This is a genomic window from Janthinobacterium sp. GW460-12-1-14-LB5 (assembly GCF_059423585.1).
The window spans coordinates 90,481-106,197 of sequence record NZ_JBWKYD010000015.1; the positions used below are offsets into that span (position 1 = coordinate 90,481).

Below are 15,717 nucleotides of genomic sequence, written 5' to 3' on the forward strand. Positions count from 1 at the left end.
TAACCCAAAAGCAAGGGCTGGGGTGGGGCCCTGAGGGTCCGACCCCGGATTTTGCTGTTGGGCCTACTTCAACAGCTTCGCATCGCGCGCGGCCGCTTCGATATCCTTGTAATTCTCGGCCTTGGTCGGGATGAACTTGGTGGCGCGCTGCAGTTCGAGGATTTCCTTGCCTTCAGGCGTGGATGGGTCCAGCGCCAGGAAGGCGTCCGTCAGCTTCTTGCGCACGACGGGATTCATGTCGGCGCGCACGCTCCAGTTGTAATCGTAGTAGCCAGGCGTCGTGTAGAACACGCGCACCTTGGCTGGATCGACCTTTTTCGCTTCGACGAGCTTTTCCCACACGGAAATGTTCAAGGTGCCCGCATCGACCTTGCCGCCGGCCACGGCCGCCACGGTGGCGTCATGCGCGCCGGAAAACGCGATGCGCTTCATGTCCGTGTCCGGATTGATCTTGGCGGCCAGCAAGTAATAGCGCGGCATCAAATGGCCCGAGGTCGACGATTCCGAGCCGAACGTGAAATTCTTGCCTTTCAGGTCAGACAATTGATTGATGTCCTTGCTGGTGGTCACGAACACGGAGCGGAACTTCGTGTCTTCCTCGCGCTGCACCAGCGGCACGATCTTGCCGCCGCTGCGCACGTTCGCTTGTACAAACGTGAAACCGCCGAACCAGACCATGTCGAGCTTGTGATTGATCAAGCCTTCCACGGACGCCGCGTAATCGGTGACGGGCGTAAATTCCACCTTCATGCCCAGCTTTTTCTCCAGGTAATTGCCCAGCGGCTTGAACTTGCGCTGCAATTCCGTCGGCGCTTCATCGGGAATGGCGGATACGCGCAGCACTTGCTGCGCCTGCGCCAGGCCGCTGTGGATGGCCAGGGTGGCGGCGACGGTGGCCAGGATGGCGGGGAATTTGTTGGAGAATGTGGTCATGGGACTGCCTTTGAAAGATTGTTCATTAATATACGGAAACCCCGGTATTGCCATCCTGCATCTCGCCGATGACGACGGCGTCGCCAAAGCCTTCGGCGCGGAAAATCGCCAGCACTTGCTCGACGGCTTCCGGCGCGCAGGCCACCAGCAGGGGGCCTGCCGTTTGCGGGTCCGTCAAAATCGCCTTGTCGATGGCAGTTAGACTGTCGGCCAGCGCCACTTGCGCGCCGTAGCCCTGCCAGTTGCGGCCGGAGGCGCCCGTGATGTTGCCATTCTGCGCCAGTTGCTGCACTTGCGGCAGCAGCGGCACGTCAGCCATGGCGATGCGCGCCTGCAACTTGGCGCCGCGCGCCAGTTCCAGCGTGTGGCCCAGCAAGCCGAAGCCCGTCACGTCCGTCAGCGCATGCACGCCGTCCAGCAGGGCCAGTTTCTTGCCCGGGGTATTCAATTTGGTGGTGTTGTCGATCAGGGAAGCGTAGCCATCCGCATCGAGCGCATTTTTCTTCAGCGCAGCCGACAAAATGCCCACGCCGATCGGTTTGCCCAATACCAGCTTGTCGCCGGCGCGCGCGCCCGCGTTGCGTTTCACCTGCGACGGGTGCACGAGGCCCAGCACGACGAGGCCGTAGATCGGTTCGACGGAATCGATGGTGTGGCCGCCCGCGATGGGGATGCCGGCCTGGGCGCAGATGGTTTCGCCGCCCTTTAAGATGAGGCCGATGGTTTCCACCGGCAACTTGTTGATCGGCATGCCGACCAGGGCCAGTGCCATGATGGGCGTGCCGCCCATGGCGTACACGTCGGAAATGGCGTTGGTGGCGGCGATGCGGCCGAAGTCGAACGGGTCGTCGACGATGGGCATGAAGAAATCCGTCGTGGCGATCAGCGCCTGCTCGTCGTTGAGCTGGTAGACGGCCGCGTCATCAGAGGTTTCTATGCCGACCAGTAATTCCTTCGGCAGGGGAAAGCCGCCGCTGCCCTTTAAGATGTCGGCCAGCACGCCGGGCGCAATTTTGCAGCCGCAGCCGCCGCCATGGGCAAATTCGGTCAATCGGATGGGGGTATTGGATGTTGCTGCGCTATCGGACATGGTCGTCATCCTGCTGAAATAAGTAATTGGGTAGCAAGCCAGGCATCACGCGCTGGCGGTACGGGGTTCGCCGACGATAGCACACAACGCGCGCGCGGCTTGCTCAAAGGCATGTTCTGAAATATCGGGCAAGACCAGCGGCGTCGCCTGGGCGTAGCGGTTGAAGTTGCGGGCGATCGATTGCCGGTAGACGGGGTCGTAATGCTGGACCAGCAGCTCTTCCACCAGTTCGGCCATCTGGCCCGCCGTCGCCAGTTGCTGCCAATGGGTAATTTTCTCCTTGCCATGCAGTTGCGTCAACAGGGCCAGCTGCACGTTCAGGCGCGCCGGATCACCGACGAAATGCTCGTAGTCCTGCATCAGCAATTGCACGCGCTGCTCCGTGGCCAGCCGCACGTCCGTGCAGGCGGCCGCGCGCATCTTGTCCATCAGCGCGTCGGGCACGCGCAGCCGGCCCACTTTCTTGCTTTCCGATTCGATGAACACGGGCAATGCCGGGTCGAACTGGCGCAATTGCTGCCACAGCGCGCTTTCAAACGCCTTTTGCGATGGCTGGTCTTCTTCGGGCAAGCCACCCAGCACGGAGCCGCGGTGCGCCGCCAGTTGTTCCAGGTCGACCACCTGCGCGCCTTGCCTGTCGAGCACTTGCAGCAAGCGGCTCTTGCCGCTGCCCGTCGGGCCGCACAGCACGTTGATGAAGTCGAAACGCTCGGGCAGGGTGGCCAGGTCGGCGTTCACGTGGCGCCGGTAATCCTTGTAGCCGCCGTCGAGCTGCGTGACGGGCCAGCCGATGCGCGCCAGGATGTGGGCCATGGCGCCGCTGCGGTTGCCGCCGCGCCAGCAGTAGACGAGCGGCTTCCAATGCTGCGGATGAGCGAGGAAACCGTCTTCGATATGCCGCGCGATATTCTTCGCCACCAGCGCCGCGCCCAGCTTCTTCGCTTCGAAGGCGCTCGTCTGTTTATATAAAGTGCCGACGCGCACGCGCTGCTCGTCGTCGAGCACGGGCAGGTTGATAGCGCCCGGCAAATGATCTTCCGCAAACTCGGACGGGCTGCGCACGTCGATGATGGCGTCGAATTCATGCAGGCGTGGCAGGATGTCGCTGAAGGGAAGGACTGCGGGGTATTTCATCGTGGCGCGGCTGCTTGGAATGGGGAAAGACGTATTATCCCCGATAAAGGCCGCTGGCGTGGGGCTTTGGCGCCGCCGTTCACACTTCGGGTGCCGGGCCGCCATCTTGCATGGCCGTAAAGAACCGCACCAGGCTGTGCGGGGCGTCGTCGTCAAAGCACAGGCGCAGGATGCGCTCGGACTCCGCTGCGGCCACGCTGCTGCGCGCAAACAGCGCCGTTTCATACGCCAGCAGGGCCGCCGCCACGTCGCCCGGCTGCGCGGCAAGCGCCTGCGCCAGCTCGGCGCCGTCCAGCATGGCCAGATTGACGCCTTCGCCGGCCGGCGCCATCAAATGGGCCGCGTCGCCCAGCAAGGTCACGCCCGCCACGGGCTGCCAGCGATGGCCGGCGGGAAGCAGGTGCACGGGACGGGGCACGGGCGGCGTGTCCGCGTCCGTGATCAGGGCCGTGAGCGCCGGCGCCCAGCCGGCAAACTGGCCGGCGATGGCTGCCCGGGCGGCGGCGGGGTCGGCAAAATCGATGCCGGCGAGCCATTCTTCGGATTTACTCAGGGCCACATACGCATGCAGCACGCCATCGGCTTCGCGGTGGGCCTGGATGCCCTTGCCGGGCGCCAGCGCGAACAGGGCGCCGGCGCCCACGGCGAGCGCGCTGGCCGGATGGCGGCGGTCGCTGTCGAACAGATACGTTTCAATGAAGGCAATGCCGCTGTAGGCCGGCTGCGCGCTGGAGAGCAGCGGCCGCACCCGGGACCAGGCGCCGTCCGCGCCCACCAGCAGATCGCTGGCCGCCGTGGCGCCATGCGCAAAGTGTAAAAGGTGCCGGCCGCCGCCCAGCGTTGCGATACTGGTCAATTTGTGGCCCCAGCGCACGCAGCCTTCAGGCAAGGCTTCGAGCAGGATGCGGCGCAGTTCGCTGCGCGGCACTTCGGGACGCCCGCCCGTGCCATCGTCGCTCTCGTCGTGCAAGACCGTGCCATGCCGGTCGAGCACGCGGCTCGCTTCGCCGCCCGCGTGGATGAGGGCGCGGAAGGCGTCGTGCAGGCCGGCCGCCCGCAGCGCTTGCTGGCCCGTATCTTCGTGGATGTCGAGCATGCCGCCCTGGCGGCGCGCTTGGGGCGACGCGTCCGCTTCATACACGGTGGCGGCGATGCCGTGGACGTGCAGCACGCGGGCGAGCATCAGCCCGCCCAGGCCTGCGCCGATGATGGCGATATGCATGGTGATCCTTCAGGTGGTTTTCAAAATAACAATGGAACGATGTTCCATGAGAATTTTGCGGCAAGCCGCCATCTGTGTCAAGATAGGCGATGCCCCATACCGTAGCGACCCCACCACGACGCGCCGACTCGCTGACGCGCGACACCATCATCGACGCCGCCATTGCCCTGCTCGACACAGCGGGCGAGGGCGGCCTGACCTTCCGCGCCCTGGCCGCGCGCCTGGCGACGGGAGCGGGCGCCATCTACTGGCACGTGGCCGACAAGGATGATTTGTTCACGGCCGCCAGCGACGCCATCGTCGCCCGCGCCATGCAGGCCGCCCCGTCTGGCGACACGCCGCAGGCGGGCATCCGCGCCGTGGCGCTGGCCATGTTCGAGGCCATGGATGCGCATCCGTGGCTGGGCTCGGCCCTGTCGCGCGCGCCGGGCCAGCTGCCCACCGTGCGCATCCTGGAACGCCTGGGCCGGCAGGTCGATGCGCTGGGCGTGCCGCAGGAGCGGCAGTGGATGGCGGCATGCGCCTTGCTCAATTATCTGCTGGGCGTGGGCGGGCAGAATGCGGCCAATGCCGTCATCGCCAGGGAACAGGGCCTGGAGCGCGCGCATTTCCTCGACACCCTGGCGGGCGCGTGGTCACGCCTCGACGCGCAGGCGTTTCCATTTGCCCGCAAGGTGGCGGGCCAGCTGCGCGCGCATGACGACCGCGCGGATTTTTTGGCGGGAATCGACCTGATCGTGCATGGCATGCAGGCGCTGCAAGCAGGCCGCTAGCCCAGCAGATGCCCCAACAGCGGCGCCAGCAGCACCGTCACGACGCCGGAAAAGATCATCGTCAGGCTGGCCACGGCGCCTTCTTCCCTGCCAACGCGGCGGGCCACGGACAGGCCAAAACCGTGCGCGGCCGCGCCGTACGGGGCGCCACGGGCGATGCGCATGCGCAGAGGCAGCAGTTTTAATAACGGTTTGCCCAGCATCAAGCCGAACAAGCCCGTCATCACCACGAAGATGCCCGTCAGCTGCGCCGAGCCGCCCATGTGGCGCGACGCTTCCAGCGCGAACGGCGTCGAGACGGAACGGGCCAGCAGGCTGCGCGCCATGTCGCCGTGCACCCCAAATACCCGGTCCAGCAGCAGGGTGGCGGCGACCGATGCCACGATGCCGGCGCAGCTGCCCAGCGACAAGGCCAGCCAATGCTTGCGGATCAGCTTGCGCTCCTGGAAGATGGGCAGCGCAAACGCGATGGTGGCCGGGCCCAGCAGCCACGGCAGCCAGCGCGTCTCGCCGAAATACGTGGCGAACGGCGTCGAGGTCGCCTGCACGATGACGATCAATATCGCCGAGGTGCAGATGGCGGGCGTGAGCAGAAAGTGCGGGTGGCGGCGGTGCACGGCCTGGTTGGCGTAGAACAATACCAGCGTCAGCAGCAAAAACAGCAGCGACAGGATCAAGGTGCTCATGCTTGCGCCCTCGCGGCGCGCTGGCGCAGCAGTTTTTGCAGGCGCAACTTGCGTTCATAGCGGCACACCCATTCCACCGTCAAGGCCGTGGCCAGCATCACGCTGGCAAAGCCCAGGCCGATATTTACGAACAGCATCAAGCCCTGCGACTTCAACAGTTGTGTAAATTGCACCACGGATACGACCAATGGGATAAAGAACAGCAGCATGTTGGCCAGCAGCCAGTTCGCGCCCAGTTCGATGGCGCTGGGGCGCACCCAGCCCGCCAGCAGCAGGGCCACCAGCACGAACAGGCCCACGACGCCGCCGGAAAACGGCAAGTGCAGGGCGGACGCGGCCGCGTCGGCCAGCCACCAGGCGGCGATCAGCACGCCCACTTGCCACACGGTCTGCGCGGGCTGGCGCCAGGCAGGGATGGAGGGCAGGGCGGCGGTGGGACAGGGCAAGGCTTTCACGGCGGGCTTTCAAGCGGCAGGAGGAAGGTTTCATTGTAGTGAGCCCACATCAAAAGATAAAATGACTTAAACTCATGATTATCATTCGATTTTGGAATGCATCATGGATATTCGCTCCCTGCGCTACTTCGTCGAAGTGGTCGAACAGAACAGTTTTACGCGCGCAGCCAGCAAGCTGCATGTGACGCAGCCCACCGTCAGCAAGATGGTGCAACAGCTGGAGCAGTCGCTGGACCTGGCCTTGCTCGACCGGGCCGGCAAGCGCTTTACGTTGACGGACGCGGGCAAGGTGGTGCTGTCGCGCGCGCATGAACTGCTGGCCCTGCACGCGGAACTGAAGGTGGAATTGCGCGACTTGCAACACCTTGAGCGGGGAGAATTGCGCGTCGGCGTGTCGCCGCAGACGCATTCGACCCTGGCGCCATGGCTGGCCGAATACCACCAGCGCTATCCGGGCATTGAGCTGCAAATGTATGAAAGCGGCACGCAGGCGATCGAGCGCGACTTGCGCACCGGCACGGTGGAACTGGGCACCATGCTCGACTACCCGGGCAATGCGGCCACCTGGCAGGATTTCGAAGCCTTGCCCCTCGTGCGCTCGCCGCTGTGTCTGCTGGCCGCGCCCGGCTCGCCGTGGCAGGGCCGCTCTGCCGTCGGCCTGGCCGAACTGGCCGACAGCCCTTTCATTTTCTATGGCGCCGCGTTTGCCCTCAACGACATCGTGCTGGACGCCTGCCAGCGGGCCGGTTTCGCGCCGCGCATCACGGGCCGCAGCGGCCAGTGGGATTTCATTGCCTCGCTGGTGCGGCTGGGCGTGGGCATCTGCCTGCTGCCGAAGATGTATTGCGACACGCTCGATGCCGCGCAATTTGACGTGATTCCCCTGGATGGCCCGCCCGTGGAGTGGAATTTGATGCTGGCCTGGCGCCGCGGCGGGCGGCTGTCGTTTGCGGCGCGCGCCTGGCTGGAGCTCGTCAGGGCGCGCATGGCGGACGCGGCACGTTTACAATAGACGCTCGTCAACTTCCGCCCGACCCGATGAACATTAACGTCAATACCAGACTCAAACGCACGGCCGGCTCATTGCTGCTGGGATTGTTATGCACCGTAGGCCTGATGAGCGAAATGGGCTATGCCCAGGCCGCCATTCCCGTGTATGGCTATTTCGTCAAGAATACCTATCCGCATGACCCGCAGGCGTTCACGCAGGGCTTGCTGTTCAAGGATGGGCATCTGTATGAAAGCACGGGCCAGAACGGACAGTCCTCCTTGCGCAAGGTGGAGTTGGCGACGGGCAAGGTCTTGCAGAAAAGCATGCTCGACAAGAATGTGTTCGGCGAAGGCATCACGGACATGGGTGATGAAATCCTCGGCCTGACGTGGATTTCGCAGACCGGCTACGTCTTCGACCTGAAAACGTTCAAACTCAAGCGCAAATTCAGCTACCAGGGAGAAGGCTGGGGCCTGGCCAGCGATGGCAAGTTCGTCTACATGAGCGACGGCACGGCCGCCATCCGCGTGCTGAACCCGAAAACCATGGCCGAGGTGCGCCGCTTCGAAGTGAAGGCCGAGGGCCGCCCCATCGACCGGCTGAACGAGCTGGAAATGGTCGACGGACAACTGTTTGCCAATGTGTGGGGCGCGGACGTAATCGCCCGCATCGACCCGGCCAGCGGCAAAGTCGTCGGCTGGATCGACCTGACGGGCTTGCTGCCGCCCGAACAGCGGGGCACGGCCAATCCCGACGCCGTGCTCAACGGCATCGCCTGGGATGCGCGGGGCAAGCGTTTGTTTGTCACGGGCAAGCTGTGGCCCAAGCTGTTCGAGATCGAGCTGATCGAGATCCAGCGCCGCTGATGTTTCCTATTGGACAGTGTTGCTGGCGAGGAATCGTCTATGATGGCGTCCTTCGCCCAGTGCGACCTTCACAGGATGCCATGCTGTTCTTTCCTTTACACCGCCTCGCGGCCGCCGCCACCCTGGCTGCAGCCATGTTGCCCGCCGCGCAGGCGCAAACGCCATACGTGCCGGTGATGCAGCAATACGGCGACTTTGTCGTCACGCGCGACCGCCACGACCCGCTCGTCACCTTGACTTTCCGCAAGCACGGTTATTGGCCCGGCGGCGCGCGCGAAGTGGTGGAAGTACGGCCCCTCAAGGCCAGGCGCGAAGGCCAGCCCATGCTGCTGGCCTTTACCAAGGGCTATACGGGCCAGGGCACCATCCTCATCGGCGTGCAGAATGGCGAACCGCTGATGCGCCCCCTCAGCCCCCTGCAGCGCGACGACATGGTGCGCACGGAGCGCGACCCCGAATGGGGCGTGCCGCAGCCGGGCCGTCCCGAGGTGCTGCTGTTTGCCCGCGACGGCCGCGCGCTCGATACGGACACGGGCGAGCTGCTGTGGTTTGACGTGCCGGTGGGCGTCACGGGCGATTACGCGCCCGCCATGCTGGTCTCCGTTTCGCCCGACGGGCGGCGCGGCGCCTATCTGACAAATACGCTGACGAAGGTGGGGATCATCGTCGCCACGCGCGACGACGGCGTGGCCGGCGTGCTGGCCTTGCCGCCAGACACGTATCAACGGTGGCTGAAACCGATCTCGGAAACGGCTTCCGCGCAGGCGGGCGCCGCCATCAAGGCGCGCCAGGGCCGCACGGATAGCAACCGCATCCGGCGCGAGCTGGAACTGGCCTGGTTCGGCCAGCAATTTCAATGGAAACAAGGCAAGGGCGGCTGGCAGGTGACGGGCCTGGGCCTCGCTTCCGCGCCGCCGGAGGGAAAACAGCCATGAGCATACCTAGACTGATCGCCGGCTGCCTCGCCGCCACCTTGCTGGCCGGCTGCGTGCACAGCGAGATCGCCCCCAGGGACTATCTGGCGCAAGACATCGACAAGAGCCAGGCGCTGGTGGAAGTGGACGTCGTCTTCGGGCAAGCGCCCGATGACAAGCTGACGTCGCGCACCACGTCACGCAACAGCGTCGAATACGGGGGCGCGCCGCATATCGTCGTGCCGTTCTACCAGAAGGGCCTCGGCTTCGACCAGGGTTTTGCCGGCACCTATATGTTTGCCGTGCCGTATCCGATCGCCAAGGTCGAGACGGCCACGGCCAGCAGCCGCGTCTTCGGCCAGAAACTTGACGGCCAGCAGCCGGGCAGCCCCCGCTACCGCTTCCGCGTGCCGGGCAAGGCGCAGTGGAACAGCAATGAAACCTTCATGCTGGGCTTTGAGCGCAAGGGCCGCCGCGAAGAAATCACCTTCCGTTTCAGCAACGAGCAAAGCTGCCCGTCCGCCTTCCTGGCCACCACGCCAAAATACGGCTTCCCCATCAAGGTCGTCGCCACCTTCAAGGACAATAAAGGCTGCCTGAAAGTGTGCGACAGCCGCGACCAGTGGCCCGGCTTTTGCGCTTACCAGCCGCCGCCGGCCGCCTGACTATCACCATGCAAGCCACGCGCCGGCGTTGGACGGTGCGGCGCTTATACACGCGCGCGTTTTGCCGATTCTATTCAATTGTCATCGAATGACGGCGTAAAACGCTTATTTGTACGCTGAAAACCCGGCTGAATTGACGCAGATCAATACCGCGGCCAGCGCATAAATCTTGTCGCAAAAATATCTTTCTCAGGCGTATGATTTCTGTGCCGGGACCCGCGCACGCAGATGGCGCGGATCCGGCCCGATATCCGAAACGCATCCTTCCTGTGGAGATACAGAATGAAAATGCCCGTTTTAGGAAGCACCCAGGCCGCCATCAGCAACCGTCCGCTCGACATGCTGGCCACCGATACGGCGGCAGTGCGCGCCATCGCCCAGGCGGCCGTCAGCGTGGAGCTGTTCACGATTCCCCTGTACATGGCCACCATGTACTCGATCCAGGGCACGCACCAGATCAACTCGAAAGGCATCACCTATTACGAAGGCCGACAGTGGCCGGGCATGGGCACCACGGCGCGGCCCGAGCTGGCGGAGCAAAAGGCCTTCAATATCATCTTCAGCGTCTTCATCCAGGAAATGCTGCACCTGCAGATGGCGGCCAACCTGGCCACGGCGATCGGCACGGCGCCATGCTTCACGGGCTCGGAGCTGCAATCGCAAGACCACGGCTGGACTTGCTACGGCAAGGATTGCACGCTGATCCCGCACATCGTCGACTTGCGCGATACGGCCGACTACAGCCACGTGCGCGTCAACCTGGAAGAGTTGAACGCCAACCAGTGCGACCTGTTCCTCGCCATCGAGCAGCCGGAACAGCAGGCGCGGGCCCAGCTGGCGAAGTTCGACGCGCACGACCACACCAAATATTTCCCCGAGGTGCCGTTCGTGGGCTGGACGCCGGGCAAGCACGTGCATGATCTGCCCCTGTTCGGCACCATCGGCTATATGTATGAGTGCTACGCGCGCTATATCAGCATCGAATACACGGATGGCCAGACCCTGTGGCAAAAGCTGTTCGTCAACGGCTCGGTGCAGCAGGACATGTTCAACAGCCAGGTGCAGGGCCATGCACGGGCGGAATTTCCCAAGTTCGACACCTGTTTCGGCCCGCAAGACCAGGATGGCGGCCAGACGGGCTCGTTCAACAAGGCCATCGACATGATGGCGGCCATCACGGACCAGGGCGAGGGCAGCGCAACGTCCATCCAGCGCTACCGCCGCGACGCGGCCATGCGCCTGAAGGCCGTGCAGCCCGACTACCGCGAAGACCTGGCCGCCCTGAAGTGCGATTATCCGTCGTACGCGAACAATGGCAAGGATGCCGAATCGCGCGATGCGGCCGCGCGCCACGACAGCGCCGCCTACGACCACTACGAGCGCTTCGGCCAGGTGAAGGCCATGTTGCCCGTGAAAACCTGGGCCGCCTGGCACAAGGAAGGCGGGCGCTGGAGCGAGGCCATGCTGACCAACGAGCGCTACAACCCGGCCACCGCGCCGAAGAACATCCCCGCGCCCGCTGCCGTGGCGGGCGCCCTGAACCGCCTGAAGGACAGCAGCGGCACCCTGGAAATGCTCAGCACGGTGGCCACGGGCGCCATCTATGGCATCACTTCCGTGCTGGACCAGTACTGGCTGAAGCAGAAACTGGAGTTTCCGTATCCGTCGATGGTGGGCGCGGGCGACCGCATGGCCATCTGCTGGGCCGTGCTGGGCCAGGCGCCGAACCTGGCGACGGGCGTGCCGCTGGTCGAGAAGGGCGTGCTGTACCACGCCTGCCAGGGCATGCACCTGGAGGGCGAGGCGTCGTCCACCTGCGCCGCGCTGGCCGTCTACCACACTTGCCGCGGTTCCAACGGCTGCCACGCCCAGGGCGGCTGCGGCTTTGCCCAGCCCGACACGGGCGGCTCGTCCTGCGGCCACTCGGTCAAGGCTGCGGCGGCGCCGGGCACCGAGTGCTACGTGCCGCCACCGCCACCGGAGGACGATAAAGTCTACAGCGCGCCCAGCGACAACAAATGCGGCGGCTTCGGCGGCTGCGCCGTGCCGATTTCGGCCTCGCAGCTGTATCCGAACACCACGAAGAAGGATCCGCCCGAGCCCGCCACCATGACCCTGTACGATTTCGGTCCCGCGCCCGACCACCACAGCATTCCGCTGGATCAGAGCATGAGCTTCGCGCTCGGCGACAATGTCTACGACAAGGCCTGGGAAGCCTACGGCAAGGTGATGGCCGCGCGCGGCACGCCGGTGGGCGCGCCGCCGGCGCCCACGGACCTGCGCCTGGCCTTGCCGCCGTCGACCTGATGCGGGGCGTCCCGCACGGGGTGCAGCCGCGCCTGGGCCTGCCGAACCTGGGCCTGGGCGTGGGGCTGCGTCCGCCCCATTACGCGCACATCCTGGAACACGGTCCGCAGGTGGACTGGTTCGAGATCATCAGCGAAAATTTCATCGGCAACCACGGCTATGCGCGCCACGTGCTGGAGCAGGTGGCGGCGCAGGTGCCCATCGTCATGCACGGCGTGTCGCTGTCGATCGGCAGCAGCGATCCCCTGAGCCTGGCCTACCTGCGCCAGCTGCGCCAGCTGGCCGCCGAGCTCCGCCCCGCGTGGATTTCCGACCATCTGTGCTGGACGGGCGCCGCCTCGCTCAACAGCCACGACTTGCTGCCCATGCCGCTGGACGAGGCCAGCCTGCGCCACGTGGCGGGCAGAGTGCGGCAAGTGCAGGAATTCCTGGGCCGGCCCCTAGTCCTGGAAAACCCCAGCACCTATGTGGAGTTTGCCCAGTCCAGCATGCCGGAATGGGAATTCCTGGGCCGCCTGGCCGAGGAGACGGGCTGCGGAATCTTGCTCGACGTCAACAATGTCCACGTTTCCGCGCATAACCACGGCTATGACGCGGCCGCCTACATCCGCCAGTTGCCGCACGACCACATCGTGCAAATCCACCTGGCCGGGCCCACCGTCTGCGGCGCAGTGCTGATCGACACGCACGACGCGCCCGTGCCGGCCGCCGTCTGGCGCCTGTACGCGCTGGCGCAGCAGCTGACGGGCGGCGTGTCGGCCCTGCTGGAATGGGATGCGGACATTCCGCCCTATCCGCAGCTGCTGGCTGAACTGGACAAGGCGCGCGCGGCCGGGCGGGGGGAGTTTTCCGACGCGGCGCCCGCCACGGCCAAGATTGCCGCCGCCGTCTCGGCGCCGCTGGGCTTTCATCTGGAGGCTGCCCATGCGCCGTAGCGCCGATGGGGATGCCCGCGCCCCGCTGGCGCAGTTGCAGGCGTGGTTTTTGACGGCCATGACGGCGCCGGGCGGCGTGGCGCGCGGTGCGCAGCTGGCCAGCGAGCGCCACGGCCTGACGCAGGAGCAAGTGCTGAAACGGGCGCGGGGCGGGCCGGCGCCGCTGCACATCCATGCGGATGGCTATGTGCAGCGCCTGCTCGAATGCCTGCAGGCCGACTATCCCGTCTTGCGCAAGGTCATGGGCGACGAGTTGTTCGCGTTCTTTGCCCGCGCCTATGTCTGGCGCCACCCGTCCGCGTCGCCCACCCTGTACGACCTGGGCGTCGGCTTTGCCGATTTTCTCGCCGCCAGCCAGGGCGCGGCCGGCGCGCAGGGGACGGCCTTGCGCTTTCCCGTCGAACTGGCGCGGCTGGAGCGGGCGCGCAGCGAGGCGGGCAGGGCGCCGGGCCTGGAAAAGCGGGCGCCGGCCCCCCTGCCGTCCGGCCTGGACTTGCTGCTGGGAAATACACAAACATGGCGCCTGGCGCCGTGCGCGCGGCTGCTGGCCCTGTCGTTTCCTTTATGTGCTTTCTGGCAACAGGCACAGGCCGCGGCGGACGATGCCATGCCGGCCCAGCCGCAGGCCAGTCCCGCCTACGTGGCCATTTCGCGCATGCATTACCGGATTGCCATGCAGGAGTTGCAACCCTGGCAATTTGACTGGCTGCAGGCGCTGGGCGGGGGCGCGACGCTGGCGCAGTGCGCGCAGCAGGCGGCGCAGTCCAGCGGCAGGGCGCCGGACGAGGTGCTGGCCGACGCCATGCTGTGGTTGCCGATGGCGGCCGCGGCCGGGCTGGTCTTCAGCGGCGAGGCGTGAGTGGAAAGCGGCGGACGCAAAAAAGGCCGATGCAAATCGGCCTTGATGACAACTGCAGCGATAACCGCAGGTGTTGCTGAGTGTTGCTTAGCGGTAAAACGCTTCGACTTTGCCCTTCAGCTTGATCTGCAGCGGACGGCCGCGGCGGTCGAGGGATTTGGTGGAAGCGACCTTGATCCAGCGTTCGCTGATGCAATATTCTTCCACGTCAAGGCGTTCCTTGTCGTTGAAGCGGATGCCGACGTCGTTTTCGAACACGGCTGCAACGTGGTAAGGGCTGCTCGGGTCGATCGACAGGCGATCGGGCAATGGGGGTAAGGTAGTGGTATCGTTCATGGGCGTAATTATCGCCCAGAATGCCGATCCAGACAACGGCCTTTCGCGCGCCGTCTGTCTGGCGGCGCGCAAAAAGGCGGGCGCGGCCGCCGGGTAGCCATGAACCGGCACGGCCATGCCGCACCGGTCCATGCGGCGGCGGATTCCCGGCTGACTGGCCGGCAATCCTGGCCCGGCAATCAGGATTTGTCGTCATTCTTGTGGCTTTGACGTCCCGCTTCCACGTGCTGCTCATGCGTGCCGCCGCGCATGCCGGAACCGGAACCCGATTGCTGGCCCGACTGTTGACCGGACTGCTGCGAGCCCGACTGCTTGTCGCCGTCATTCTTGTGGCTCTGGCGGCCCGCTTCTACATGCTGCTCGTGCGTGCCGCCCTGGGTGCCGCCCGACGACTGGCGGCTGCCCGGCTGCTTGTCCGACTGCTGGCTGCCCGATTGCCCCGATTGCTGTTTGTCCGCCTGGTTGCCGGATTTGTCGTTGCTGTTCGAAGTCATGGTTGTTTCCTCTATGGTTGATACGCTATGGGTGGTCATCCCGTCACGGATGTTCCTGCCTGACATCCGGTGCTGCCTTGCACCGTTGAGGCCATTCTCCCGGCCTGTCGCTGGCTTAACCATAGGGACACTACTTGTCGCGGCGTAGGAAAACTCCGTGGTGCGTGACAACCAATTATTGCAAATGCCGCGCTTCGTCTGGCTTAGCCAGCGGACGGTGGCAAGCGTATGGCGCGCGTGCCGGGCCGCGCACTATAATGGCGCCTGTTCAAGAACAAGGAGTCGCAGCATGGAAATGGCCGTTACCGACAGCCTGCGCCAGCAGGCCTACGCGCAGGCCGCGGCCTTCGTGCGGACGCTGGACGGGCGCGACCCGCTTGCGCTGCAACGCGACTGGGCCCTGTCGCCGGCGGTTGCCGGGGAGATCATCGAGATGCTCGACAGCTATTTTGCGGCGAACCAGGCGCTGTCCCTGGCGCCGCTGGCGCAGGCGTTCGTGCCGGGCCAGGGCGGCCGTCCCGCCGTCGATGTATATGCCAGCGACGCCGGCCCGCTGGGCCTGGAATGCCGCTTGCTGGCCGACGGCAAACCGGGCGAAGCGATCTTGCACCTGGAAATGTCCGGCCACGAGGGCGCGCTGCGCCTCCATTACCGATATATTGGATCCTGAAAGCACCATGACCGTACCGATCAGCGAAACACAACAGCGCATCTGCGACAAATTCGGCTTGCCGGCGCAAGCGCCCGAACCCATGGTGGCCCTGGCCATCGGCAGCCTGGCCCATTCGCCCATCTACGGCACGCGCGTCGCGCTGCCCGAAAACGGCACCATCAGCTGGTTCATCCACTGCGGCGAACACGACGACGCCAGCGGCTTTTACCAGCCCCTGCACGCGGAACACCTGCACGAGATGCTGCCGCAGGTGCTCGATTACCTGGCCTTGCCCAGCGGCGCCAGGTTCATCCTCGACCGGGAAGGGTATGAGGATGTGTGGCTGGAGGCGGCGGACTAGGCCTGTGCCTGTAAGTTTTGCTCAGTTATAAATATTTCTTGTGG

General features: G+C 65.1%; 18 protein-coding genes. 10 read left to right on the forward strand and 8 right to left on the reverse strand.

Annotated features, from left to right (window positions below):
* Positions 1 to 63: 63 nt before the first annotated feature.
* From AC07X6_RS16930 to AC07X6_RS16945, 4 genes are all read right to left on the reverse strand, one after another.
* Positions 64 to 933: a putative selenate ABC transporter substrate-binding protein gene (locus tag AC07X6_RS16930; protein ID WP_494791709.1), complete on the reverse strand. Its 870-nt coding sequence runs from the start codon at positions 931 to 933 to the stop codon at positions 64 to 66.
* Positions 934 to 958: 25 nt separating this feature from the next.
* On the reverse strand, positions 959 to 2,023 hold the full coding sequence (gene selD, locus AC07X6_RS16935) for a selenide, water dikinase SelD (protein ID WP_494791710.1): 1,065 nt from the start codon (positions 2,021 to 2,023) through the stop codon (positions 959 to 961).
* Between the two features lie 45 nt (positions 2,024 to 2,068).
* Entirely contained in the window at positions 2,069 to 3,157 is a 1,089-nt protein-coding gene (gene mnmH / locus AC07X6_RS16940; protein WP_494791711.1) for a tRNA 2-selenouridine(34) synthase MnmH, read from the reverse strand.
* Between the two features lie 79 nt (positions 3,158 to 3,236).
* Positions 3,237 to 4,379 (reverse strand): FAD-dependent oxidoreductase, encoded by a 1,143-nt coding sequence (locus AC07X6_RS16945; RefSeq protein ID WP_494791712.1) that lies wholly within the window; start codon positions 4,377 to 4,379, stop codon positions 3,237 to 3,239.
* Positions 4,380 to 4,468: 89 nt separating this feature from the next.
* Between AC07X6_RS16945 and AC07X6_RS16950 the strand changes: the two genes are divergently transcribed.
* Positions 4,469 to 5,152 (forward strand): TetR/AcrR family transcriptional regulator, encoded by a 684-nt coding sequence (locus AC07X6_RS16950; protein WP_494791713.1) that lies wholly within the window; start codon positions 4,469 to 4,471, stop codon positions 5,150 to 5,152.
* Here AC07X6_RS16950 and AC07X6_RS16955 read toward each other — a convergent pair.
* Both AC07X6_RS16955 and AC07X6_RS16960 read right to left on the reverse strand, forming a co-directional pair.
* Positions 5,149 to 5,838, reverse strand: coding sequence for an LrgB family protein (locus tag AC07X6_RS16955; RefSeq protein WP_494791714.1), 690 nt, complete (start codon positions 5,836 to 5,838; stop codon positions 5,149 to 5,151). The genes AC07X6_RS16950 and AC07X6_RS16955 overlap by 4 nt on opposite strands.
* The gene (locus tag AC07X6_RS16960) at positions 5,835 to 6,293 is read right to left on the reverse strand and encodes a CidA/LrgA family protein (protein WP_494791715.1); all 459 of its coding nucleotides are present in this window, start codon (positions 6,291 to 6,293) and stop codon (positions 5,835 to 5,837) included. Before AC07X6_RS16960 ends, AC07X6_RS16955 begins: the two co-directional genes overlap by 4 nt.
* A 103-nt stretch (positions 6,294 to 6,396) precedes the next feature.
* Between AC07X6_RS16960 and AC07X6_RS16965 the strand changes: the two genes are divergently transcribed.
* The 7 genes from AC07X6_RS16965 (at position 6,397) to AC07X6_RS16995 (ending at position 13,830) form a co-directional block, all read left to right on the forward strand.
* Positions 6,397 to 7,305 carry a LysR family transcriptional regulator gene (locus AC07X6_RS16965; protein ID WP_494791716.1) on the forward strand — a complete coding sequence of 303 codons (909 nt, stop codon included), beginning with the start codon at positions 6,397 to 6,399 and terminating at the stop codon, positions 7,303 to 7,305.
* A gap of 26 nt (positions 7,306 to 7,331) precedes the next feature.
* Positions 7,332 to 8,150 (forward strand): glutaminyl-peptide cyclotransferase, encoded by an 819-nt coding sequence (locus tag AC07X6_RS16970; protein WP_494791717.1) that lies wholly within the window; start codon positions 7,332 to 7,334, stop codon positions 8,148 to 8,150.
* An 80-nt stretch (positions 8,151 to 8,230) separates the two neighbouring features.
* Complete coding sequence (locus tag AC07X6_RS16975) at positions 8,231 to 9,085, forward strand: hypothetical protein (protein WP_494791718.1); 855 nt, start codon at positions 8,231 to 8,233, stop codon at positions 9,083 to 9,085.
* The gene (locus AC07X6_RS16980; RefSeq protein WP_494791719.1) at positions 9,082 to 9,729 is read left to right on the forward strand and encodes a hypothetical protein; all 648 of its coding nucleotides are present in this window, start codon (positions 9,082 to 9,084) and stop codon (positions 9,727 to 9,729) included. The genes AC07X6_RS16975 and AC07X6_RS16980 overlap by 4 nt, the downstream gene beginning before the upstream one ends.
* 282 nt (positions 9,730 to 10,011) lie before the next feature.
* Positions 10,012 to 12,036, forward strand: coding sequence for a ferritin-like domain-containing protein (locus AC07X6_RS16985; RefSeq protein WP_494791720.1), 2,025 nt, complete (start codon positions 10,012 to 10,014; stop codon positions 12,034 to 12,036).
* Positions 12,036 to 12,971 carry an MNIO family bufferin maturase gene (gene bufB / locus AC07X6_RS16990; protein ID WP_494791721.1) on the forward strand — a complete coding sequence of 312 codons (936 nt, stop codon included), beginning with the start codon at positions 12,036 to 12,038 and terminating at the stop codon, positions 12,969 to 12,971. Before AC07X6_RS16985 ends, bufB begins: the two co-directional genes overlap by 1 nt.
* Positions 12,961 to 13,830: an HvfC/BufC family peptide modification chaperone gene (locus tag AC07X6_RS16995; RefSeq protein WP_494791722.1), complete on the forward strand. Its 870-nt coding sequence runs from the start codon at positions 12,961 to 12,963 to the stop codon at positions 13,828 to 13,830. Before bufB ends, AC07X6_RS16995 begins: the two co-directional genes overlap by 11 nt.
* 87 nt (positions 13,831 to 13,917) lie before the next feature.
* On the opposite strand, the gene AC07X6_RS17000 is transcribed toward AC07X6_RS16995, so the two are convergent.
* A complete protein-coding gene (locus tag AC07X6_RS17000; RefSeq protein ID WP_010398340.1) occupies positions 13,918 to 14,166 on the reverse strand; it encodes a DUF3297 family protein in 249 nt (82 codons plus the stop codon).
* A 179-nt stretch (positions 14,167 to 14,345) separates the two neighbouring features.
* Positions 14,346 to 14,660, reverse strand: a complete 315-nt coding sequence (locus tag AC07X6_RS17005; protein WP_494791723.1) for a hypothetical protein — start codon at positions 14,658 to 14,660, stop codon at positions 14,346 to 14,348.
* Positions 14,661 to 14,949: 289 nt separating this feature from the next.
* On the opposite strand from AC07X6_RS17005, the gene AC07X6_RS17010 reads away from it, so the two are divergent.
* Together AC07X6_RS17010 and AC07X6_RS17015 are read left to right on the forward strand one after the other, a co-directional pair.
* Positions 14,950 to 15,330 carry a hypothetical protein gene (locus AC07X6_RS17010; RefSeq protein WP_494791724.1) on the forward strand — a complete coding sequence of 127 codons (381 nt, stop codon included), beginning with the start codon at positions 14,950 to 14,952 and terminating at the stop codon, positions 15,328 to 15,330.
* 7 nt (positions 15,331 to 15,337) lie between these two features.
* A complete protein-coding gene (locus tag AC07X6_RS17015; RefSeq protein ID WP_230537666.1) occupies positions 15,338 to 15,673 on the forward strand; it encodes an immunity protein Imm33 domain-containing protein in 336 nt (111 codons plus the stop codon).
* Positions 15,674 to 15,717 lie beyond the last annotated feature (44 nt).